The organism is Dyadobacter sp. OTU695, from assembly GCF_038440355.1.
In the GTDB taxonomy this organism is placed as follows: Bacteria; Bacteroidota; Bacteroidia; order Cytophagales; family Spirosomataceae; genus Dyadobacter.
Genome location: NZ_JASATN010000009.1, coordinates 255,812 through 276,527, shown reverse-complemented (window position 1 = coordinate 276,527; position 20,716 = coordinate 255,812). Strand labels below are relative to the sequence as shown.

The following is a 20,716-nucleotide window of genomic DNA, read 5'->3' as shown; positions in this document are numbered from 1 at the left end:
CTATATTTGACATTATATTGACATTTAGTAATACATTTTTAACATCATCCCCAACTTAATTTATGAACAAACATTTACTAGTCCCGCTTTTCCGGGGTGTCATGATTATGCTGTTCGCAATAGCAGCTCATCTGTCCTACGCCCAGGATCATCAGGTCAAGGGTAAAGTATCCTCCTCTTCTGATGGAACCGGCATTCCCGGTGTGAACGTGCAACTGAAAGGAACGGCGGTCGGCACTGTCACCGATGCCGAAGGCAGCTACGTAATCGATGCCAAAGGCGCCGATGCGATCCTCGTCTTCTCCTCGATCGGTTTAATTAAAAAGGAAGTAACCGTTGGAAATCAGACAAACATCAATGTGTCGATGGAAGACGATATCAAGAACCTGAGCGAAGTGGTTGTAACCGGTTACGCTGCACAGCGTAAAAAGGACATTACCGGTGCCGTAACCGTTATCAATCCCAAAGAACTTACCTCAGTTCCCAGCGCAAGCGTAACGCAAATGCTGCAAGGCCGTGCTTCCGGGGTGACTGTCGGCAACGATAACTCTCCCGGTGGAGGTACCATGGTCCGTATCCGCGGTTTCGGTTCGATCAACAACAACAGCCCGCTGTACGTGATCGATGGTGTGCCTACGCAAGGTACATTGAACCAGATCAACCCGAACGACATCGAGTCGATGCAGGTATTGAAAGATGCTTCGGCGGCATCCATTTACGGTGCACGCGCGGCGAACGGGGTAGTAATCATTACTACCAAAAAAGGTAAAACCGGCGCGCCGAATATTACTTTCGATTTTTACGCCGGCTCACAGCGCCCGGGCAAAATGCTGGATTTGCTGAATACGAAAGAGTTAGGACAGTATCTTTATGAAGCTGACCTCGGTGCGGGAAAAAACCCTTCGGTAACATCGCCTTCCGCACAATACAAATTCGACGAGAACGGCAACCAGACCATCGCAGACTACATTTATCCGAACGTGTATGGTGAGCTTCCCAGCAATTACACCTACACCAACGACATCGCCGACCCGGCCCTTGGTAAAACCGCGTTCAACATCACGAAAGCCAACAAGGAAGGTACTGATTGGCAGGATGTGATCTTCGACCCGGCTTCTATCGCCAACTTCCAGGTCGGCGCTTCCGGAGGCTCCGAAGTGGCGAAATATGCATTATCGGCCAACTATTTCAAGCAGGATGGTATTTTGAGATATACCAAATACAAAAGATACTCGCTACGGGCCAATACCGAATTCAAAAAAGGCATTGTAACTGTGGGTGAGAACTTTACATTCTCTTACGACCAAAGACAAGGGATTACCAACAATGACGAAAGTAACCCGATCATGTTCGCGATCCGCGTACACCCGATCATCCCGGTATTCGACATTACAGGTGGCCCGAAAGCATTGGGCGGAACCAATACTTCCGATTATAACGGATTTGCAGGAAGCCGCGGCAGTAACCTCGGTAACGCACCCAACCCACTGGCCCGTTTGTACCGTGAGAAAGACAACCTCACAAAAGGTACGCACGCATTCGGTAATGTGTTCGCGCAGATCGACATCCTTCCCGGCCTGTATGCACGTACGAGCCTTGGTATCGAATACAACCAGTTCAACCGCTCGGAATACTTCCACCGCGATATCGAAGCTGCGGAAGCAAGAAATGCCAACAGCTTGAACGTGATCAATAATGTTGACCGTTCGTTCACCTGGTTCAATACCTTGAACTATGCCAAATCATTCGGCGTGCATAGCTTCAATATCCTGGCCGGTACGGAAGCGGTAAAAACCTACGCCGGTGAATTCCGCGCCAGCCGGAGCGGATTTGCATTCGACGACCTCGACTACCGCTTTCTCGATGCAGGTTCGGCAGCCGGTTTGAGCAATGCAGGCCCCGGCCCAACAGAAAGTGCGCTGTTCTCCCAATTCGGAAAGGTCAATTATTCATTCAAAGAGCTCCTTCTAGCCGACGTAACCATACGACGCGACGGATCGTCCCGCTTCTCGCAAGCCAATCGCTACGGTATCTTCCCTGCATTCTCACTGGGTTTGCGTATGACCGAGCTGGGATTCATGAAGCCGGCTAAATTCGTTGACGATTTAAAAATCCGCTTTGGCTGGGGTAAAACCGGTAACCAGCTCATCCCTAACGTATATAATGCTTACACGCTCTACGCCGCTGACCCGCAGAACAACGCCTATGACATTAACGGCACAGGTACTTCTATCGTAGGTGGTTTCGACCTTGTTCAGTTCGGAAACTCCAATGGTAAGTGGGAAACCAATACCTCAACCAACATCGGTATCGACGCTACTTTGTTCAATAGCAAACTGGAAGTGGTTCTCGACCTTTACAACCGCCTTACTTCCGACATGCTGACGCAAGTCGCGATTCCGAGAACGGCCGGTACAGGTACGATCCCTTACACCAACATCGGTGAAGTGCGTAACCGTGGTGTTGACCTTGGCCTGACGTTCCGGGATAAAAAAGGTGACTTCAACTATATGGTCGGCGTGAACTTCGGACACTACAAAAATGAGGTACTGAAACTGAACAATGACCCGAATGCGACCATTTTCGGTTTTACAACACGTCTGCCGGCAATGTCTGCCACGAAGGCCGGTTTGCCTATCGCGAGCTACTACGGTTATTTTGTGGATGGTGTGATCAAAGATCAGGCCGAAGCCGATGCTGCCCCTAAGTTCGGGTCCTATACGAGAGAAGGTACTTTCAAATTCCGCGATGTGAATGGCGACGGTGTTATTACCGCTGCTGACCGTACGATCATCGGCAGCCCGCACCCCGATTTCAACTATGGTATTAACGTAGGTGTTGGCTACAAATGGTTCGATCTTACATTGTTCGGACAGGGCGTGCAAGGCAATCAGATCTTCAATTATGTGAAGTACTGGACGGATTTCAACGTATTCCAGGGCAACCGCTCCAAAACGATGCTCTACGATTCCTGGAAAAAACCGGGCGATGATGCGAAACTGCCACGCCTGAACTCGGGCGATGCGACCAGCCAGCAAGTTTCGTCCTACTTCCTGGAAGACGGCTCTTACTTCCGCCTGAAAAACATTCAGCTGACATTCAATTTGCCTTCATCGTGGCTGAAAAGTTTGAAACTGGGATCGGCACAAATCTACGTTCAGGGACAGAACCTGTTCACATTTACCAAATACACAGGACTTGACCCGGATATTAACCTGAGAAGATCGGGCGAAAACAACCAGGATACCCATATGGGTGTCGATGAAGGCTCCTACCCAGTGGCCAAATCGTTCCTCGGCGGCTTGCGTTTCAACTTCTAGTTTATCCATTGATCTTCATTATATAGAACCATACAATGAAAAAGACATTATTAATATGCATGTTAGTCGGCCTGAGCTTCTCCTGCTCCGACGATTTCTTTGATCTGAAACCCCAGGGACGTGCGTCGCTGGAACAGCTCGCTAACAAAAATGGTGTGAATGCGCTGCTCATCGGGGCCTACTCGCTGCTCGATGGCGTGGGAGCTGGTAACACAGGCCGCCAGTCGACGATTTCGAACTACGTTTTCGGTGGTATCAGCAGCGATGATGCCGTGAAAGGTACCGACGCCGGTGACCAGCCCGAGCAATCGTTCATCGAACAATACAACTGGCTTTCTGACAACACTTATTTCCTGGGTAAATGGTGGCATTCCTATGACGGCGTTGCCCGTGCTAACGAGGTGATCCAGCTCGCCGCGAATCCGAATGTAAAGGACATGACCGATGCAGAAAAGACCCAGGTAGTTGCAGAAGCACGCTTCCTGCGTGGCCACTACCACTTTGAAGCCAAGAAAATGTGGAACAATGTGCCTTATATCGACGAAAAGATTTACAACGCCGGCGACCCTAATTCGACAAAAGTCCCTAATACCGAAGATATTTGGGGTAAAATCGAAGCTGACTTCCAGTTTGCGGCTGACAACCTTCCTGCCACTCAGGCGCAGAAGGGACGTGCCACCAAATGGGCGGCTAAGGCATATCTGGCCAAAGCATATCTTTTCGAGAAAAAATGGGCTAAGGCCAAAGAATTGCTGGATGATATTGTTAAAAACTCCGGTAAAAAACTCGTGGCTAATTACCATGATAACTATCGTACAACGGGCAACAACAACGCCGAGTCGATTATGGAAGTACAATTCTCTGTAAACGACGGAACGAATGGTAACAACGGTAACGCGGGGGACAACCTGAACTGGCCTTATTCCGCTACTGCTCCGGGACGTGGATGCTGCGGTTTTTACCAGCCATCTCATAACCTGGTGAATGCTTTCAAAACTGAAAACGGTCTTCCTATGATCGGAGCAGCTGCCGACGGCACATTGGATACTTACAATAAAGTGGATTTGCCAAACGATCAGGGAATCGTTGCCTCGGCGGCATTTACGTTGGACAAAACAGTACCCGTTGATCCCCGCCTCGACTGGACTGTCGGTCGCCGTGGAGTGAACTTCCTCGACTGGGGCCCAATGCCAGGCTCTACCTGGATTCGTGACCAGGCTTATGCTGGTCCGTTTACAGGTAAAAAATGGATGTACTATCTGGCAGAGGAAAACAGCACTACCCACTCGACCAGCAAACGGAACGTTAACAACAACTATCGCCTGATCAAGCTGTCGCATGTGCTGTTATGGCTGGCGGAATGCGAAGTCGAACTGGGCAACCTGGCAGTGGCACAGGATCTGGTGAACCAAATCCGCGTCCGCGCCAAAACCGGCTCCGTACAGGATGAAACCGTCACCTACAAAGTAGAGCCTTATCCCGCAGGAACCTTCGCCGCAAAAGGTGCTGATTATGCAAGAAACGCGGTACGGATGGAGCAACGCCTCGAATTCGCGATGGAAGGCCACCGCTTCTTCGACCTCGTACGCTGGGGTATCGCCGAAAAAGTATTGAACAAATATGCGGCAGAAGAAGCTGTGCCGGGCAAAGAGCCGTCAGGACGCGCGTTCAACAAGCGGGGATACATGGCAGGTAAAACTTTCACACAGAAAAACCTGTATTTCCCTTTGCCACAGGACGAAATCCTGAACAGCCAAAAAGACGGAAAGCCGACTTTAACTCAAAATCCCGGATATTAATACCGGTATAACCCACTAACGTACCCCCAAAAGAGCCGGCCTTCGTGCCGGCTTTTTTGTGCATTGTCAACAATGAAATACTTTTGAGAAAACATTCAACATCTTCAATCATGAAAATCAAAAACGAAAGCGAATACGAAAAAGCCTCGGAACGGGCCGACGAGATATTCGATGCAAAAAAAGGCACACCGGAGGAAAAGGAGCTACAAGAACTGTTGAAAGCGATCAAGGAATACGAGGACGATTTCGTGCGAATGCTTCGTGACAACAACTAATCGGCCAGTTCTGCGGACAAGCCTTCAATCTTTTCTGAGCGTGTCACAAACCGCTCGACGAGCGTCGAGCGCACTTCCACCTCCATTGTGCATTGCATTTCAAATGCCTGCGCACGCACGGGCAATTCCAGCTCTTTGACGATCCGCATGACATCGTTCATTTGCGGATATTGGAATGACAGTCTGTAAACACTGAAATAGTGCCGCGTGACAATTTCCGCCAGGTCCAGGGCTGCTTCTGTGGCTGTTTTGTAAGCGTTGATCAGCCCCGGTACCCCAAGCAACGTCCCCCCAAAATACCGCACAACCACTACAAGCACATTCGTAATGTTCCTTGAATATAAGGTATTGAGAATGGGGCGCCCTGCCGTTCCCGACGGCTCGCCGTCGTCGCTCATGCGATAGCTCATCCTATCCGCGCCCAGGCGGTAGGCATAGCAGTGATGGACTGCCTTGGGATGCAATTCATGAAGATCGTTCAGGTGCGATTTGGCTTGTGCATCGCTATCGACGGGATAAGCGTAAGCCAGAAATTTGCTTCCTTTATCTTTGAAAAAGCCTTCAGCTGGTTCAGCAATGCATTGGTAAGTATCGTCAAATAACACGGGCGCGGCGCTTTTTAAACTGATAAATAACGACCGTATAGGACAGGGCCGCCAAGGCAAATGCCGCCATACAGAAAAATACCAGTGGGAGGTTCTGGCGCTGGTTTTCAAACAGCTCTGCCGAAAGAAATGCACCCAGGCCAATACCTGCCTCCAAAGAAATGAACATCGTCGCGATCGCGCGGCCGCGGTTATGATCTCCGCTCAAATCAACTGTCCAGGCTGAAAGAACCGGTGACAGAATGCCCATCGCTATTCCAAAGAATGCAGCACCTGTGAGGAACATCACCACGGATTCGGCAAAACCCGTCAGGATCATCGCTATGATCAGGATCAAGCACCCAACTATCGTAACGGGCATGCGGCCATGGCGGTCGGATATCTTACCGGCAAAGAGGCGGACCATGATCGACGAGATTGTAAACATCATGAAATACAACCCGCGGTTCTGCAAGCCCAGGTAATTGCTGAAGTCCGGCGTGACCGTCGCAACAGCACCGAATCCGAAATAGCAAAGAAATGTAATGAGCGCGGGGCTGAACACATCGGGTTCGAAAATATCCCGTCGAGTAATTTGAAATGATTTCCAGGAAAGCTTTTGCTTCTCTTCCAAAGTTTCCTTCATATTTAAAAGGATCGCAATGGAAAGAAATGCCAGCAAGGATGAAGTGTAAAAAAGGGCATTCAAAGAAAACTCCTCGCTGATCATGCTACCTATCGCAGGCCCGAACGCAGAGCCTACGCTCATGCACATGCCGTGTATGCCCATGGCCTCTCCGCGCCTGTTGACAGGCACGATATCCGCTACATAGGCAGCGGTACCGGTTGGTTTGAAGCCCGTCGAGAAACCGTGTACGAGCCTTAGCAGCAAGAAAGGCATTACCGTCGTGAAAATAGGGTATAGAAACCCGCACACAAAGCACACCAGCGACCCGAATGCCATCACGGGAACCCGGCCGACTCGGTCGGTAAGTCGGCCGCTGAATGGCCTGGAAAGACCTGCCGTCAATGTAAATAAACCGATGATTGCACCTTTGTACTCTGCCCCTCCCATGCTCGAAAGATAGGCCGGCAACTCGGGTATCAGCATATTGAAGCTGGAAGAGAAGAGAAACGAGCTAAGGCCCAGCAACCAGAACTGCGTCGTTAATATTCCGGGAGAAGCTGTATTTTGCATCGCACAAATTTACGACACTTTCCAGAAAGACGGGAAATTACTTTGACTTATCGGCCGCGATTCGATCAAGGTAAGGCCCCAATATGCGCTTCGCCTCTTCGACCTTGCGAACGACGAAAGGGTCATTGCGGTGACTTTTCAAGTTCGGATCCACAGTGACCTTTGAAAGGTCGAGAATGCTCTCTGTTTTTGGTTTCATATTCTTCATTTTTTACAGCTCACTAAAAATCCATCATAATCACTGCTACTTTTAAACGGAATTGGTTCACCATTCAATACACCCTTTACCTCAAAAACCATAGACCAGTTTTCACGTTCCCGGTTCAAAATTGCGCGGTACAAACGTGTCCTTGCTGGTGAGCTTCCTGTGAAGTAAACCTGCTCTCCGGGATAGGCTTTGAAAAACAAGATGATTGCCTGAGCTACCGTCGCCAGAATTTTATGCATATCGCCGTTGTTACTGACGACTTGGTCATTCAAATCTCCATGCTCAGCCAAATCGCCGAATGCCAGGTTATATACATTCACTCCTATTCTTACCAGCTCTACTGCTTTTGCGATAGTGCGTTCTTCGGACTGACTTTCAAACTGAAAGGACAAAAAATTCTCCGAGGCTCTTAAGGGATAAAATTTCTGATTCACAAGTGCGTGTTATTAAGCGAATACAAGTTAGTTTTAACCGATGAGGGCTCCAAGCTGACGCGACACCAATGAACGAACGGTTAAGCGTATGACTTTTTTTCCCAACTTTAACGCATGGTACGCATATTCTACAAAGACGGCCGAGTCATTAAGCGTGAAAACGATATTCGCGAGTTGGGGAAAGTCCCGAACCTGGTGTGGGTCGATTTGCAGTCTCCCAGTGCAGAGGAGGAGGAGTGGGTCGAAAATAAGTGCAATATCAGCTTTCAGACACCTCAGGAAATCGTAGAAATCGAAAGCAGTTCTCGTTTTTTTGAGCAGAACGAGACAATCAACGCCAACTCCAACTTCCTGAAAATAGACCGTGAAGGCTATGAAACTTATCCGGTTTCATTCATCCTCAACCAGAACGTGCTCTTTACTTATCGTCGGGGCGATTCGAAAACCTTTGCCGATACGGTCAAAAAAATGAAAGTCAGCCCGGACGGCATCCAGGGCGGGGTCGATTTTATGCTACTGCTGCTCGAAACCCGCATTGAGGCGGACGCCGATGCACTGGAAGGCATTTCCAAGGATATTTCCGCGATCAGCAAGGACCTCACGCACGAGCAAAAGACGCGCCAGGAAGTCCTGATCCGCATTAGCGGTTTGCAAGAGATTACGATGATGCTTCGTGAAACGAGTATCGACAAACAGCGTGTACTTTCCGGCATCCTCAGAAGCCAGTATTTCCCAGAGGACCGCAAAGAGCACCTCCGTATTATCCTCAAAGACATTAATTCCCTCCTCGAATACACCACCTTCAATTTCGAGCGGCTTGAATACCTTCAGAATACTTTTATGGGTTTGATCAACCTTGAACAGAGCCAGGTCATCAAGATATTTACCGTGGTGACGATCATCTTCATGCCACCGACTTTGATCGCCGGCATTTTCGGCATGAATTACGAGCACATACCGTCTACCAGCCAGCCGTGGGGATTCTGGGTTTCGTTGCTGCTGATGGTCTTTTCATCCCTTGTTGTTCTTTGGTTTTTCAGAAGAAAAAAATGGATTTAGGGGAGAATTTGAATTAAGCCCCTACTTTTTTCCATGATTATACGTCGCGGGGTATAATTTTAATGTAATCTTTATTGTTATCAGTGAATACAATAAATATTTCGCCATAGTGTTAGTATAGAAGTTATATTTCGACAGCCAGGTTTTATACTGGCGCAATCGACCCTCTTCCAACCATTTCCCTAACAACAGAGTCATAAGACCAGGCTGCGTGACTCCCACAAACGCTGGCTTGATATTTGTACAAAAAGTATCCGCAAGGGTATGGAAATGAGCTATATAATTTCACCAAAGGAAAAGATCATGAATGCCATCCTGTTCGAGGAAGTATTAAAGAATCGGGTATTAATAAAACTCTCAACTAACTTGATAACCGATTGTATATGAAAAGTATATCAGTAGTTATTCCCAATTATAACGGCAAACACCTGTTCGAAAAATATTTCGAACATAACTATAAGGTCCTTCAAAATCTCGAAACAAATGTTCAGATTATTGTAATCGACGATGCATCTACGGACGAATCTGTTGCATATTTAGAAGAACATTACAGCGATAAAATCACACTGATCCGCAAAGAGGCCAATTCAGGATTTTCGGATACTTGTAATATAGGCATTCAGCACGCCACCAATGACCTGATCTTCCTTCTGAATACTGATGTAACCCTTGAACCCGGCTACATGGAAAAACTCTACAAGTATTTCGAATTGGAGGACACTTTTGGTGTAATGGGCCGAGTCATCGGTATGAACGACGATTTGATTCGCGAAGCGGCAAGAGAACCTAAGATTTCGGGAAGAAAAATAAAATCCTCGGATTTCTTTCACTTACAAAATATCAATGCATTTACACCTACATTTTATTTGTCAGGCGCTATCGCATTAATGGATACGCAGAAGCTCAAAGCTATTAACGGATTTAATGAAATGTTCAATCCGTATTATGGCGAAGACCAGGAACTTTCGATCCGGGCATGGAGATTGGGCTGGAAATGCTATTATGAACATGATGCTGTATGCCGTCACGAAGTTTCAGCCAGCACCAAGAACCATAATCATAAAAAGGCAATTAAAAGGATCCATTTCAGGAACCGTTATTACGTTCACTACCTCCATTTGCAAGGTATGGATTTGAAATTATGGCATTTACAAATCCTGCTTTGTGACGTATTGCTCGGACTTCTGACACTCCAATTCTTCAAAGTGGAAGCCTATTGGGATTTCTTTAAAAACCGGGATAACCTGCAAGCGAAGAAAGTCGCATTCAACAGGGAAATGAAGAAACATCACTCGGATATCGGTATTATCGATGTAATCAATAATTTCCGGATGATGCTAAAATACCAGCAGGTAATTAAACTGAATTAGCAAGGCTCCGATATAACTCAAGATATTCCGAAGCTGCCCTGTCCCAGGAAAAGAATCTGGCCCTGTCCTTGATTCTTTCCCTGGGCTTTGTTTTATCATAATGTTCCAGACTCTCATTCAGGACTTTACGCATATGCTCGGGCTCGAAATTATCGAAATAATAGGCACAATCCCCACCGATCTCAGGCAGTGACGTGCAGCGCGACAGGATCACAGGCTTCCCATAATACATCGCTTCAATTACAGGCAGCCCAAAGCCCTCCGCAATCGATGGGAAGACGAAAGCAGCACAGTTGCTGAGATACCACTTTTTATCATTCTCGGAGATCGGTCCGGTAAAAATCAGCCTGTCCAGCACATTCAGCTTCTGTGCCTCCCTGATAATCGTCTTCTTATATTCCTGGCTGCTTTCGATGCCTGCAATAACCAACCGGAAATCATTCCCCGCCAGCAATGCAGGTAGTACATGGAAATTCTTCTTCCCAACAATTGTACCGATCGTAAATAAAAATGGTTGCTCTACCGGATTTTCAGGCTTGATAATGGCTCCGGTATCTTCGATATTACAACCATTATAAATTACAGAAGTGGGCTTGTCACCTAATTCCAGATACTTCCTTAAATCTTCCAGCACATAAAACGAAATGGCCACAATATGGTCGGCCCTATCGATTTTAAGCTGCAATTTGTTTAAATACTTTTTTATACGTTTTTCAGAACGATTCCCGTCATAAAGGAAATTCAGATCGTGAACCGTTAAGACAATGGAAACTTTCTTCCCAAATGGGAAATACCTGGATCCCTGGTAAGTGCAATGCCAGATATCAACCGATTTGGTATCCGGAAAAAACAGTTTGTGAATAAAATGCTGGGAAACATAATTAGCATTCTCCCCGAAAGCATGCTCCGCGGATGTTGGCAAATAAAAAGCTATATTTTCGCTTTCCTCCCCTACTTTTTTCAAAATGGAATTCCCCAATTGAAGGCAGTAATGATAAAGCCCGGTATGAGGGTGCCTCATCCTTTCACAATCAATCAGAATTCTTTTCGACATAAATTGACCATTCATTTTTTGCATGCTTCCAGGGCATAACAAAAATTGTTAATTGATGTATATTTCACATCATATCCCAATACAGAAAGATATTGGCTAAATGTCTTTATATTGAACTGGCTGTCAATATCATGCACTTCAATAAGCATTCGCTCAATGCGGCGTACAATATCCGCCGGTGTGTTTAAAATAATGTCATATTCGCTTCCTTCACAATCCATTTTCAACAAATCTATATTCATCTTAGGTATTCCTGTCATAATTTCCGATAGCGAAATCGCAGGAGTCCACAGCTCTTTTGTATTACCAATGTCAAACCCTTTTAACGATGAAGCGACTACCTGATTATCTTCCGTATCCTGCGCGTATAGACGCAACATCTCGCAGGGAGTTCCAGTCACGGCAAAAGGATTGATGATCACGCTTTTATCAAACCTGTCATTGGAGAGGGCAGCAGAACGCATTCGTTCGACATTGCTGCTTAGAGGCTCATACGCATAAATTTGGGCATTCTTTGTCTTAGATAAAAGCAATATATCAAAAAAACCGGCGTTTGCGCCGATATCGATGACCAGCGGATCATCAGGCAATACGCGCCTCAGCGCCTCGATGTTGTACACGTCGACCATAAATATCTCTTTGAATATCTGATAGAGACTTGCCGGCACTTCGAACCCGAGTTTGTTGGGTTTAGTGACAAAGTGTAGCGTCCTGCCACGGTTGCGGAACTTATCCAAGAGATATTCGGAGGGGTTACGGATATTCCGGAACAAATTGAGGTACCTCCTCAGGCCTTTGACGGGCATAGGTTGTTATTTTAATATTTTCGGGGTAGACATCCAAAGCGTCGCCCAACTGCATTATACCCGAAGGGTCATTCATGTCACTGTAATAATTACCAGCCGACGCTATATGGGTTTTCTAACGGTTTCAAGTCGGCGACTTTGTTTGAATTTTGCCTCAAAGCGTGTAGCTTTGTTTTCTTCCGGCCCGGCTGTCAGAGCCAACGGCAAGTAATAACGTTATATCATTCTGATTCCAGTAAAATACGCTAATTAACTATGTCACAAGAACTTACCAGACAGGAACCCCTGTTGACCGAAGATCCCTTGCGGTTTGTTTTGTTCCCGATCAAACATTCCGATATATGGGAAATGTACAAACGTCATGAGGCTTCTTTCTGGACGGCCGAGGAAATCGATTTGTCGCAGGATATGAAGGACTGGGAGAATCTGAGCGATGGAGAGAGGCATTTCATTTCTCACGTACTGGCATTCTTTGCGGCATCCGATGGAATCGTCAACGAAAACCTGGCTGTCAACTTTCTTAGCGAAGTGCAATATGCGGAAGCCAAATGCTTCTACGGTTTCCAGATCGCGATGGAGAACATCCACTCCGAAACCTATTCGCTGCTGATCGACACTTATATTAAAGATCCGGTTGAAAAGGACAGGCTCCTCCGGGCAATCGAGACTATTCCTTGCGTGCAGAAAAAAGCCGATTGGGCATTGAAATGGATCAACAGCCCTGTTTTTGCGGAACGCATCATCGCTTTCGCGGCAGTCGAGGGGATTTTCTTCTCGGGATCGTTCTGTTCGATATTCTGGCTGAAAAAACGCGGCCTTATGCCGGGACTTTCTTTCTCAAACGAGCTGATTTCGCGCGATGAGGGCCTGCATTGCGAGTTCGCCTGCTTGCTTTATACCAAGCATATCATCAACCAGTTACCTCAGGAACGCGTGATCGAAATCATGCTGGATGCGGTGGAAATCGAAAAAGAGTTTGTGAGCGAGGCACTTCCGGTGTCGCTGATCGGTATGAATGCTGATCTGATGAAGCAATACATCGAATATATCGCCGATTTCTGGCTCGAAAGATTAGGCTGCCCGAAACAGTTCGGTTCAGCCAATCCATTCGATTTCATGGAACTGATCTCGCTTCCGGGCAAAACCAACTTCTTCGAAAAACGAGTGGGAGAGTATCAGAAAGCGGGTGTGATGAGCGGTGTGAAAGATAAAGAATCAGCCCACAGAATTTCGTTCGACTCTGATTTCTAATAAATTAAAGAAAGAACTTCGCTCGGAGTGTTACTATCACCCTAAGCGGAGTCGAAGGACATTTGCGTGATGCAATTACCCTTCGACTCCGCTCCGCGTGACATCGTTTCTGCCTATTACAACAACCTTTACAGCTCCCCCAATTCCTTCCAAACAAGTTCGCTTTCATACCCCTTTCCCAGCGCGAACCTGGCCAATTTCTGTTTTAATTTAAAAGGGTCCGTTTCCGTTTTTGACAGCAGGTCCCGCTTCTTCGAAAGCAGTTCCCGCAATCCGGCTGCATAGTCCTCGTCGCCGATTTCGCCCATTCCCTTTTCAATGCTATACGTGCTGAGCCCGCGGCGGTTGAGCTCCTGCCTGATTTTCATGCGCCCCCAGTTCTTGACCCTGAATTTGCCCCCGGCGTATGTTTTTGCGAAGCGCTCCTCACTGAGATAATTCATGGAAATCAGCTCGGCGATGATCTCGTCGGCCTCATCACCCCACACATTCCATTTTTTCAAACGCTGCTTCACCTCGTCCTGCGTCCGCTCCTGATAGGCGCAATAGGAAGCAGCTTTTTGCAGAATAAGCCGGTCCATGTAATCAGGTTTTATTAAATATTCTTAACAACACGCAAGATTAAGGAAATATCACGGACGAATAGCTATTTTTGAAGGTAGAAGATACCCCTATTCCCAGTTCATCCAAACCCGTTAAATCATGACTTTCCAGAGACGGTCTTTTCTTAAACTCCTGCCTGCATTATCCGGAATCACCTATTTGTCGGAACCCGTAAAAGCGCAACCTGCTGCTAATATCTCGCTAAGGTTCATCGTCGCTTCCGACGGACATTACGGACAGGCTAACACCGAGTTCAAGACTTTCCACTCCGATCTGGTAAGCTGGGTAAACCGCGAAAAGTTACAAAAAGGTGTAGATTTTCTATTTCTGAACGGCGACCTCATCCACGACGATCCGACATTATTATACGATTTCAAGAATACGATCTCGAACCTGAGTGTGCCCTTTTATGTGAGTCGGGGCAACCACGACAGAGTGGGGCTGGATGTGTGGCAAAGCACTTGGGGCTACCCTACCAACCACAGTTTTGCCAAGGGAGAATATGCGTTCGTGGTAGGCGACACTTCTAATGAAAAAGGCGAATACGTATGTCCTGACGCCAACTGGCTTCGTAACGAGCTCACCAAATACAAGGACAAAAAGGGGATTTTCGTTTTCCTGCACATTACCCCGGCCAAATGGACCGTCAACGGTATCGAATGCAAGGAAGTGATCGAACTGTTCGAAAACACTCCAAACGTGAAGGCGATCTTCAACGGCCATGACCACGACCAGGATAGCACCAAAATCTACGGCAAAAAGCCTTATTTTTTCGACGGCCATTTCGGCGGCAACTGGGGAACCGCCTACAAAGGTTACCGCATTGTTGAAATCTACAATGACCACACCTGGCAATCCTATCAATACAACCCGACCGCAGCGCCGATTTTGAACACGTTTAACGGAAAAAGTTGAAGATTACGACTTCCATTTGACGATCGTCTCACCCAGCTTTGTAATCAACGTCACCACCCGAAGTTGATTCGCAATGTGTATGCGCATTTCGGGCGTCACATTTTCCATATTTTCTGTGAACAGAAACACCTCTACCAACGTGTTTAGGGAGTCTACAATTTCGGCGCTGCCATCCCGTTTGAAAAATTCGCTTAGCATTTCATGTTGCTGAGAGAGCATTTGAGCTTCGGCATCTGTAAAAGATTTGAACTCATCGTTTAGTTCGGATCTGATGATCATTTCGATAGTGACATATAGTGAAAAATGTAGGAAAATCTTACAAATTCAGTACAAAAAAATTTACTTTTTATAAGTCACTAAAATTTTGACGTCGAATCCATATCGCTCTAAAATTGAGATCATTCTCTTCTGAGAAATTCCCTGGTTGAATGTAAAGCTTCGCCATGCGCTGACCAGTTCACCCTTTTTTTCGTCAGCAGGTAAATTTTTATATACGTTTTCCAAAAACCAGGCAAATGCCTCCTCGATAGAACTAAATGATTTTGACATTTAAATATAGTATTTGTATGAAAATCTTACAAATTATTTGTTACTTATTTTCAAAACTAAAAAAGATAATGAAACTCTCGCAAAAAACAGAAGGCTCTGCGGGTCCCCTGTTAATGCATTAGATCATTCCATCATAGATTGAATAGACCTAAAATACCGCTTCACCCAAAACGCCCTGGTACAGAATTTTAACCACCTGATTCATTCAGTCAACAAAAACACTCGATGGATCTACTCAGTGGGCAACCTCATTGGTTTTACAAAAATGGGGCGCTGCATGCTTACCCAGCTTTATCAGAAAACCTAACAGCGGAAATAGTGATTATGGGCGGCGGCATTACCGGCGCATTGCTTGCGTGGCATCTTACGCAGGCTGGTTTCCCGGTAGTTGTACTGGAAAAACGGCATATCGGAATGGGGAGCACATCCGGCTCCACGGCATTGCTTCAATACGAAATTGATACCATGCTGACGGACCTGATCGGCCTGGTTGGGGAAAAACATGCCGTACGCAGTTATCTCCTTTGCATAGAGGCCATTCACAAAGCGCGCGAAATTGTGAATTCATTGCAGGTTAAAACCGGCTTCTCGTCCGTGAAAAGCGTGTATTATGCCTCCAATAAGGATGATCTGCCGCTTTTGGAAAAAGAATATGAGGCGCGCAAAAAGATCGGTATCAATGTCAAATGGTGGGACCAGGCCACATTACGCTCCCATTTCCCAGGTATTCGCAAAAGCGGGGCGATCCTTTCGCATGACGCCGCGCAGGTAGATGCCTACGCGCTCACACATGCGCTCTTGCAGGAATGCATTCACAAAGGCGCGCGTGTATATGACACCGTCGAGATTACCGACATCCGACATGAGCGCGGCAGCGTTACGCTGGTGCTGGACAATGGAAGTATTGTAAAAACGAAAAAATTGATCGTCGCGGCCGGTTATGAATCCCAAAAGCTGATATCGCACAACTTCGTGCGACTGCATTCTTCCTACGCGATCGTGAGCAAGCCCATGCCCGAAAAGAAAGAGTTATGGTACGAGAATGCGTTGCTTTGGGAAAGCGCCAGGCCTTATCTGTATTTAAGGACAACTGAGGACAACCGCGTGCTGATCGGCGGCAAGGACGAAATGTTCCAGAGCGCTGTAAAGAGGGACAAACTGCTTAACCGAAAGTCCAGAGAACTGGAAAAGAATGCGCGGAGCATGTTTCCCGATCTGCCGTTTGTGACTGATTATACCTGGTGCGGCACTTTTGCGGAGACGGAAGATGGGTTACCGTTTATAGGAGCGGTGAAAGAGCACCCGAACACGTATTTCGCTTTGGGATTTGGCGGGAACGGCATTCTGTTCAGCATTATCGCCGCCGGGATCATTACGGACCTTATCGCAGGAAAGAAAAATAAGGACGCCGCTATTTTCAGTTTCGAACGGCTTGACAAGTCATAATCGCCCGCCAAGCCGTTCAAAAAATATTAACTTACCTTAATCAGGTGGTTTTTCTTTCCTTTCGAGATCAGCAAAAACTTGTTTTGCAGCAATGCGAAATCGCTTAGCGGCTGTTCCGCCGAAGTCACTTTTGATTTATTCACACTCACCGCATTCTGCTGGATCGCACGGCGTGCCTCACCTTTGGAAGCATACACTTCGGAACGCGTTGCAGTTGAAACCAGATCGGTAATGTTGGCACATTCGTCCCATTCCTGACGGTTGATCTCCGTTTGTGGTACGCCTTCGAATACTGCTTCAAACTCATCTTCCGCAATGCTCTGAAGCGTTTCCAATGTCGCCTTGCCGTACAAAACTTCCGATGCTTTCAACACCAGGTCGTACGCTTTTTGCGAGTGAATGCGGATCGTCAGCTCGGATGCCAGCGCCTTTTGCATAATGCGCAAATGCGGCTCGGCAGCGTGGCTTGTCTCCAATGCCTCGATTTCCTCACGGCCTTTCAGCGAGAAAACCCGCAGGTAACGCGGCATGTCCTCGTCGCTCTGATTGAGCCAGAACTGATAGAACTGGTAAGGTGATGTCCGTTCGGGATCGAGCCAGATATTACCGCCCTCGCTTTTTCCGAATTTCGAACCGTCGGCCTTGGTCACGAGCGGCGTAGTCAACGCATATGCTTTGAAATAGCCCTCATCATCACCTTCCTTGCGGCGGATAATCTCCGTACCGGTCGTAATGTTGCCCCATTGGTCCGAACCGCCCATTTGCAGCCGGACATTTTTGTTTTTATATAAATGATAAAAATCGTAGCCCTGTAAAAGCTGGTATGAGAATTCGGTAAAAGAAATGCCGGTTTCCAGACGCTTTTTCACAGAATCCTTGGACATCATATAATTCACACTCAAATACTTACCGGCATCGCGCAGGAACTGCAAAAAGCTGATATCCTTGAACCAGTCGTAATTATTGACCATTTCCGCCGAATTTTCGCCGGAATTGAAGTCCAGAAATGATTCGAGCTGCTTGCGGATACCTTCCTGATTGATCCGCAGTGTATCCTCATCGAGAAACGACCGCTCGGCCGCCTTGAAAGAAGGGTCGCCGATCATTCCCGTAGCACCACCCACCAATGCGATCGGCTTGTGGCCTGCCCGTTGGAAATGCACCAATAGCATGATGGTAGCCAGGTTACCGATGTGCAGCGAAGGAGCCGTCGGGTCGAAACCGATATAACCGCAAGTCATCTCCTTTTGAAGTTGCTCGTGCGTCCCCGGCATCATGTCGTGCAGCATGCCCCGCCAGCGTAGTTCCTCTATAAAATCAATCGCCATTCTAAAAACTGTTGCTTATTTCAAAATCGACCGCAAAGGTAAAGGTTATCAGTTTTAAAACTTCTTAAAGACAGGATGGTTTTGCGCACGTGGAAGATTATTAAGTCAAAAACAGGTAATTTTGCATGATTAAAAGAATAATATGCACCCTATCATCATCAAAATCATGAGGTTACGCGTTTTCGGAATATTCGTTGGGTTACTACTCTGTCTTAATGCAATGCAGGTTATTGCCCAGAGCACCTACTGTAATCCGATGGACATCGATTACAAATACAACTTCGAGCAGCTCAACGACAATATCAGCTACCGCTCCGGCGCCGACCCGGTGATTATCAACCACAAAGGCGAGTATTTTCTCTTTGTGACCATTTCGGGCGGGTACTGGCATTCCAAAGACATGATCAACTGGAAATACCTGACCGCCAACCGCTGGCCTTTCGAGGACATGTGCGCGCCCGCGGCGGTTTCTGTACATGATACATTGTTTTTATTCCAATCTACCTTCGAATCGCGGCCAATACTCTATTCTGTTGCGCCTGAAAAAGGCATTTGGGAATTCTATAACCGCTGGACACCCCGGTTACCAAAGGACATCGGCCCGTGGGACCCCGCATTATTCCACGACCCGGATACCGATAAATGGTATATGTACTGGGGTTCTTCAAATGTGTATCCCATTTTCGGCTCGGAACTGGACTATTCCAAACGGCTCGCATTCAAGGGACAGTACCAGTCCATGTTTTGGCTGAACCAATATGAGCACGGCTGGGAACGCTTCGGGCCCAATCATTCGGACCCATTCAAACCATTTACAGAAGGTGCCTGGATGACGAAACACAAAGGCAAATACTACCTGCAATATGGTGCGCCGGGTACGGAATATAATGTGTATGCTAATGGCACGTATGTAAGCGATCAACCGCTGGGGCCATTTACCTATGCACCTTACAACCCGGTTTCCTATAAACCGGGCGGTTTCGCGACGGGCGCCGGGCATGGCAACACATTTCAGGACAATTTCGGCAACTACTGGAACACGGGAACGTCCTGGATCGGCCTGAACTGGGCCATGGAACGCCGCATCGTGCGCTATGCCGCCGGATTCGACAAAGACGGACAGATGTTTGCCAACACGCGCTTCGGGGATTTCCCGCACAAGATGCCTACGAAAACCTGGACAGGCAAAGGCGACGAGCTTTTCACCGGGTGGATGTTATTGTCTTACAAAAAGCCTGCAACAGCTTCCTCCACGCTTGACACCATGGCCGCCGCAAAAATTACTGACGAGAATCCACGGACATTCTGGGCTGCGAAACAAAACAAGCCCGGCGAGACACTGACGATCGATTTGCAGGCCGAGCAGGAAGTGAAAGCCATTCAAGTCAATTATACCGATTACAAATCCGACATTTTCGACAACAAACCTGAAAAAGTATACACGCAATTCAAGATCTGGACTTCGAAAGACGGCAAAAAATGGGACCTCGCAAGCGACCTCACGAAAGAGCCCAAGCGCGACCGTCCGTGCGCCTATATCGAGCTCTCGGCACCCGTGCGTGCGCGTTATGTGCGCTACGAGCACGTGTACGTGGCTTCGCCGACACTGGCCATCAGCGAATTCCGGATTTTCGGAAATGGCTTTGGGGAAGCACCGCAAACACCTGCGAACTTCACTGCTGTCCGCCAAAAGGACGCACGAAATGCAGATCTGAAATGGGAGAAAGTACCGGGGGCCGTTGGCTATAATGTGCTATGGGGCATTGCGCCCGACAAGCTTTACCAGACCCACCAGTTCTGGAACGACGAGCCGGATACTTTTGAACTCCGGGCACTGAATGTGGGCGTACCTTACTATTTTGCTATTGAGGCATTTAATGAAAATGGCGTTTCGGCGGTAAGTAAGGTTGTGTCGGTGAAATAGGTGCTTTATTGCCCGGTTTCTGGCCCAAAAATGATGTTTTCATAAATCGCTTTGAGGGCGATCTCATGATTGAATGCCTCAAAGCGGATTACATCTTCCAAATTTTCAAAAGAGCGCCAGGTCCAGAGATCATTCCCCTCCGACCGTGAATACAATTCGACGTCATATTCATGCTGAGAAACCAACAGGTAATATTTCAGAGAAGGTATCGTTTTGTATTGTCTCAGTTTAAACCTTCGGTCTCTCGTTTCCGAGTGTTTTGATACTACTTCGACCAGAATGGTAGGCTGCTGAACGACGTAGGTCCCGGAAATGTCAACCGGCGCACAGGTGACCACGACATCGGGATAAGGGTAATAAATGTCTGAAACTTTTACTTTGACGTTTTCAGAAAATACGTCGCATCCGCGCGGCAAAAAATGGCTGCTTAAAAGGTTCCTGACTTTCCCAACAATTCGGTTATGGTTCAAAGTCGAACCTGCCATAGCGTAGATCCCGCCATCATAGTACTCATGGCGGATCTCGCTTTTTTTCTCCAGCTCGAAGTATTCCTCGACAGTCATCCTCCGGTCAATTAGCTTAACACATCCCAT

General features: G+C 47.3%; 19 protein-coding genes. 9 read left to right on the top strand and 10 right to left on the bottom strand.

Annotated features, from left to right (window positions below; all coding sequences use genetic code 11):
• The first annotated feature begins 62 nt into the window (after window positions 1-62).
• From AAHB90_RS18465 to AAHB90_RS18455, 3 genes are all read left to right on the top strand, one after another.
• On the top strand, window positions 63-3,320 hold the full coding sequence (locus AAHB90_RS18465) for a SusC/RagA family TonB-linked outer membrane protein (RefSeq protein WP_342086673.1): 3,258 nt from the start codon (window positions 63-65) through the stop codon (window positions 3,318-3,320).
• Window positions 3,321-3,355: 35 nt separating this feature from the next.
• On the top strand, window positions 3,356-5,119 hold the full coding sequence (locus AAHB90_RS18460) for a RagB/SusD family nutrient uptake outer membrane protein (RefSeq protein ID WP_342086672.1): 1,764 nt from the start codon (window positions 3,356-3,358) through the stop codon (window positions 5,117-5,119).
• Window positions 5,120-5,229: 110 nt separating this feature from the next.
• Window positions 5,230-5,394, top strand: coding sequence for a hypothetical protein (locus AAHB90_RS18455; RefSeq protein ID WP_342086671.1), 165 nt, complete (start codon window positions 5,230-5,232; stop codon window positions 5,392-5,394).
• Here AAHB90_RS18455 and AAHB90_RS18450 read toward each other — a convergent pair.
• The 4 genes from AAHB90_RS18450 to AAHB90_RS18435 are packed head-to-tail and all read right to left on the bottom strand — an operon-like array spanning window position 5,391 to window position 7,818.
• Complete coding sequence (locus tag AAHB90_RS18450; protein WP_342086670.1) at window positions 5,391-5,999, bottom strand: IMPACT family protein; 609 nt, start codon at window positions 5,997-5,999, stop codon at window positions 5,391-5,393. The genes AAHB90_RS18455 and AAHB90_RS18450 overlap by 4 nt on opposite strands.
• Window positions 5,989-7,176, bottom strand: a complete 1,188-nt coding sequence (locus tag AAHB90_RS18445; protein ID WP_342086669.1) for an MFS transporter — start codon at window positions 7,174-7,176, stop codon at window positions 5,989-5,991. The genes AAHB90_RS18450 and AAHB90_RS18445 overlap by 11 nt, the downstream gene beginning before the upstream one ends.
• 37 nt (window positions 7,177-7,213) lie before the next feature.
• A complete protein-coding gene (locus AAHB90_RS18440) occupies window positions 7,214-7,375 on the bottom strand; it encodes a hypothetical protein (protein WP_342086668.1) in 162 nt (53 codons plus the stop codon).
• Between the two features lie 5 nt (window positions 7,376-7,380).
• Complete coding sequence (locus tag AAHB90_RS18435; protein ID WP_342086667.1) at window positions 7,381-7,818, bottom strand: DUF6934 family protein; 438 nt, start codon at window positions 7,816-7,818, stop codon at window positions 7,381-7,383.
• A 114-nt stretch (window positions 7,819-7,932) separates the two neighbouring features.
• Between AAHB90_RS18435 and corA the strand changes: the two genes are divergently transcribed.
• Together corA and AAHB90_RS18425 are read left to right on the top strand one after the other, a co-directional pair.
• Entirely contained in the window at window positions 7,933-8,877 is a 945-nt protein-coding gene (gene corA / locus AAHB90_RS18430; RefSeq protein WP_342086666.1) for a magnesium/cobalt transporter CorA, read from the top strand.
• 383 nt (window positions 8,878-9,260) lie between these two features.
• On the top strand, window positions 9,261-10,247 hold the full coding sequence (locus tag AAHB90_RS18425) for a glycosyltransferase family 2 protein (protein WP_342086665.1): 987 nt from the start codon (window positions 9,261-9,263) through the stop codon (window positions 10,245-10,247).
• Here the strand turns inward: AAHB90_RS18425 and AAHB90_RS18420 are convergent.
• Both AAHB90_RS18420 and AAHB90_RS18415 read right to left on the bottom strand, forming a co-directional pair.
• Window positions 10,234-11,169, bottom strand: coding sequence for a glycosyltransferase family 4 protein (locus tag AAHB90_RS18420; RefSeq protein ID WP_342086664.1), 936 nt, complete (start codon window positions 11,167-11,169; stop codon window positions 10,234-10,236). The two genes, AAHB90_RS18425 and AAHB90_RS18420, sit on opposite strands and share 14 nt — an antisense overlap.
• A gap of 143 nt (window positions 11,170-11,312) precedes the next feature.
• A complete protein-coding gene (locus AAHB90_RS18415) occupies window positions 11,313-12,107 on the bottom strand; it encodes an FkbM family methyltransferase (protein WP_342086663.1) in 795 nt (264 codons plus the stop codon).
• A 255-nt stretch (window positions 12,108-12,362) separates the two neighbouring features.
• Here AAHB90_RS18415 and AAHB90_RS18410 point away from each other — a divergent pair, with 255 nt between their 5' ends.
• Entirely contained in the window at window positions 12,363-13,358 is a 996-nt protein-coding gene (locus tag AAHB90_RS18410) for a ribonucleoside-diphosphate reductase small subunit (RefSeq protein WP_342086662.1), read from the top strand.
• Window positions 13,359-13,486: 128 nt separating this feature from the next.
• Here the strand turns inward: AAHB90_RS18410 and AAHB90_RS18405 are convergent, their stop codons facing one another.
• Window positions 13,487-13,939, bottom strand: coding sequence for a regulatory protein RecX (locus tag AAHB90_RS18405; protein ID WP_342086661.1), 453 nt, complete (start codon window positions 13,937-13,939; stop codon window positions 13,487-13,489).
• 121 nt (window positions 13,940-14,060) lie between these two features.
• On the opposite strand from AAHB90_RS18405, the gene AAHB90_RS18400 reads away from it, so the two are divergent.
• Window positions 14,061-14,876: a metallophosphoesterase family protein gene (locus AAHB90_RS18400; protein WP_342086660.1), complete on the top strand. Its 816-nt coding sequence runs from the start codon at window positions 14,061-14,063 to the stop codon at window positions 14,874-14,876.
• Window positions 14,877-14,879: 3 nt separating this feature from the next.
• Here AAHB90_RS18400 and AAHB90_RS18395 read toward each other — a convergent pair whose 3' ends face one another.
• Complete coding sequence (locus tag AAHB90_RS18395; RefSeq protein ID WP_342086659.1) at window positions 14,880-15,155, bottom strand: hypothetical protein; 276 nt, start codon at window positions 15,153-15,155, stop codon at window positions 14,880-14,882.
• A gap of 495 nt (window positions 15,156-15,650) precedes the next feature.
• On the opposite strand from AAHB90_RS18395, the gene AAHB90_RS18390 reads away from it, so the two are divergent.
• Window positions 15,651-16,871: an NAD(P)/FAD-dependent oxidoreductase gene (locus AAHB90_RS18390; protein WP_342086658.1), complete on the top strand. Its 1,221-nt coding sequence runs from the start codon at window positions 15,651-15,653 to the stop codon at window positions 16,869-16,871.
• Window positions 16,872-16,897: 26 nt separating this feature from the next.
• Here AAHB90_RS18390 and tyrS read toward each other — a convergent pair whose 3' ends face one another.
• Window positions 16,898-18,193 (bottom strand): tyrosine--tRNA ligase, encoded by a 1,296-nt coding sequence (gene tyrS, locus AAHB90_RS18385; protein WP_342086692.1) that lies wholly within the window; start codon window positions 18,191-18,193, stop codon window positions 16,898-16,900.
• Between the two features lie 148 nt (window positions 18,194-18,341).
• Between tyrS and AAHB90_RS18380 the strand changes: the two genes are divergently transcribed.
• Window positions 18,342-20,123, top strand: a complete 1,782-nt coding sequence (locus AAHB90_RS18380; RefSeq protein ID WP_342086657.1) for a family 43 glycosylhydrolase — start codon at window positions 18,342-18,344, stop codon at window positions 20,121-20,123.
• A gap of 5 nt (window positions 20,124-20,128) precedes the next feature.
• Here AAHB90_RS18380 and AAHB90_RS18375 read toward each other — a convergent pair whose 3' ends face one another.
• Window positions 20,129-20,686, bottom strand: coding sequence for a Uma2 family endonuclease (locus AAHB90_RS18375; RefSeq protein WP_342086656.1), 558 nt, complete (start codon window positions 20,684-20,686; stop codon window positions 20,129-20,131).
• Between the last annotated feature and the right edge of the window lie 30 nt (window positions 20,687-20,716).

What these genes read in the sequence shown, in the direction of transcription:
- AAHB90_RS18375 (WP_342086656.1), bottom strand. Translation starts at nt 20,686, where the DNA reads ATGACTGTCGAGGAATACTTCGAGCTGGAGAAAAAAAGCGAGATCCGC.
- AAHB90_RS18410 (WP_342086662.1), top strand. Translation starts at nt 12,363, where the DNA reads ATGTCACAAGAACTTACCAGACAGGAACCCCTGTTGACCGAAGATCCC.
- AAHB90_RS18390 (WP_342086658.1), top strand. Translation starts at nt 15,651, where the DNA reads ATGGATCTACTCAGTGGGCAACCTCATTGGTTTTACAAAAATGGGGCG.
- AAHB90_RS18455 (WP_342086671.1), top strand. Translation starts at nt 5,230, where the DNA reads ATGAAAATCAAAAACGAAAGCGAATACGAAAAAGCCTCGGAACGGGCC.
- AAHB90_RS18380 (WP_342086657.1), top strand. Translation starts at nt 18,342, where the DNA reads ATGCACCCTATCATCATCAAAATCATGAGGTTACGCGTTTTCGGAATA.
- AAHB90_RS18460 (WP_342086672.1), top strand. Translation starts at nt 3,356, where the DNA reads ATGAAAAAGACATTATTAATATGCATGTTAGTCGGCCTGAGCTTCTCC.
- AAHB90_RS18400 (WP_342086660.1), top strand. Translation starts at nt 14,061, where the DNA reads ATGACTTTCCAGAGACGGTCTTTTCTTAAACTCCTGCCTGCATTATCC.
- corA (WP_342086666.1), top strand. Translation starts at nt 7,933, where the DNA reads ATGGTACGCATATTCTACAAAGACGGCCGAGTCATTAAGCGTGAAAAC.
- AAHB90_RS18445 (WP_342086669.1), bottom strand. Translation starts at nt 7,176, where the DNA reads ATGCAAAATACAGCTTCTCCCGGAATATTAACGACGCAGTTCTGGTTG.
- AAHB90_RS18425 (WP_342086665.1), top strand. Translation starts at nt 9,261, where the DNA reads ATGAAAAGTATATCAGTAGTTATTCCCAATTATAACGGCAAACACCTG.
- AAHB90_RS18395 (WP_342086659.1), bottom strand. Translation starts at nt 15,155, where the DNA reads ATGATCATCAGATCCGAACTAAACGATGAGTTCAAATCTTTTACAGAT.
- AAHB90_RS18465 (WP_342086673.1), top strand. Translation starts at nt 63, where the DNA reads ATGAACAAACATTTACTAGTCCCGCTTTTCCGGGGTGTCATGATTATG.
- AAHB90_RS18405 (WP_342086661.1), bottom strand. Translation starts at nt 13,939, where the DNA reads ATGGACCGGCTTATTCTGCAAAAAGCTGCTTCCTATTGCGCCTATCAG.
- AAHB90_RS18415 (WP_342086663.1), bottom strand. Translation starts at nt 12,107, where the DNA reads ATGCCCGTCAAAGGCCTGAGGAGGTACCTCAATTTGTTCCGGAATATC.
- AAHB90_RS18440 (WP_342086668.1), bottom strand. Translation starts at nt 7,375, where the DNA reads ATGAAACCAAAAACAGAGAGCATTCTCGACCTTTCAAAGGTCACTGTG.